Annotated in this window: 1 pseudogene; it reads right to left on the bottom strand. The window is 40.8% G+C overall.

The window, feature by feature from the left end:
- Positions 1-372: 372 nt before the first annotated feature.
- Positions 373-1,038, bottom strand: a pseudogene (dpsA, locus tag AC1DUA_RS36680) (dipicolinate synthase subunit DpsA); the annotation flags it as partial.
- Positions 1,039-1,637 lie beyond the last annotated feature (599 nt).

Genomic DNA, 1,637 nt, shown 5'->3' with positions numbered 1-1,637 from the left:
GACTTACACTCGATAAAGGATCCTATCGCTGGAAATACCCTGTAAAAGATGAAAATAGCTCATAATGGAAACAGTATCCAGCCTATGAGCTATTTTACACGATAACGAACGCTAGTCTCCAACTCCTTGAGGACTAGCGTGTAATTTGATACAATGACCATAGGTGTTGGGAAGACGCCTCCATAAATCGTGTCACTGTTAGCGCAGTAACACGATTTATGGAGGCGTCTTTTCCTTTCCCAGAATAATAACATGGTCATTATATCGTCAATTTCTGGACAAGCTTAACCATCAACTTACAGTCATATAAGATTGGCGGAAACACTCTGGGGATGGATACAGGATGAATAAGGTTATCTCTAGTTAGTTTTTTTATTGAAGAATGGGTTCTTGAATTTGCCTAACTCTTATATTCTCCAAAATCAACTGACTAGTGATATCCGCTAAAATTCGCCCTGCTGTTTTCGGCGCGACAATACCAGGTAGACCCGGAGCAAGCAATGCTTTGATCCCTCTTTTTTCAGCAAAACGAAAATCAGTTCCGCCGGGTTTGGAAGCAAGATCAATAATCACTGCCCTGTGCAGGAGATTACGGATGACTTCTGCTGTAAGTACCATTGCCGGAACGGTATTAAATAATAAATCAACTCCCGTAACTTTTTGACATAAATCTGTTAAGTAAAATGCTTCGAATCCCATTTCATACGCGCGGGCTATATCATTTCGATCACCAACTTTTACTTTTGCCCCAAGTGCCTGTAAAGTACGGGAGAGGGTAAACCCGGTTCGTCCAAATCCAAGTACCATACATGGCGAACCATGAATCATTATATCTGTATTTTGCATAGCCATCAAAATTGCACCTTCGGCAGTTGGTATGGAATTATAGATACTAACGTCATCGCGTTCAAATAACTCAATGATCTCAATTTGATAATGGGAACAAAGATTTTTTAAATAGGCATTCGCCATCCCTGTGTATATTTTTGCATGGCTGGGGAGACTTCGATACCACAAGCAGCTTAATGATCGCTTTTTTATGATGATGACCTAGGTTAGAGTTAGATAACAAGAAGCACGGATGAGTCGGAAAGGCACTATCCTTACGGACAAAGATCCTGTAGGCAGCATATCTGACCTCCACCTCATGGACAGGTTGAATGAAGGAATGTGAGAGCGTAGACTCTGCGAGATGTGGGAGGGTTGACCGCCATGAGCACATGTGGAGATCCAAAGGTGCAACCATACATTACCATACCATCCGTTATTTACAACAGGTGGTTTAGGTAGAGAGTCTTTTCCCCCTCAGCATATCCATAAATTTCTTCCTCTACAACTTCATACCATTGAATGTTATCTGCTAAAAAGTATTTAAAGGTCAAAAACTGAGAAAACGAGAGTATTTAAGAGCAAAGCGTTTCTCCATAGAGGGAGGATAGTTTGGTCAATTGGCGAATACCTTGGTATGGGAACGTTGGATATTTGTAACGTATTTTCTCGAGCATATTCATCAACAATACGAAAACGAGGTAGATTCGAATGAAAATTGCGGTTGCTCAAATGATGCCCCAAAAGGGTAACATCTTGGAAAATATCGAAAAACATAAAGCACTTATTTCTCTTGCAGTATCTGGCCA

This window comes from Paenibacillus sp. 01T422 (assembly GCF_056398785.1).
The sequence above is the reverse complement of the archived record's forward strand: the minus strand, read 5'-3'. Positions and strand labels throughout refer to the sequence as shown.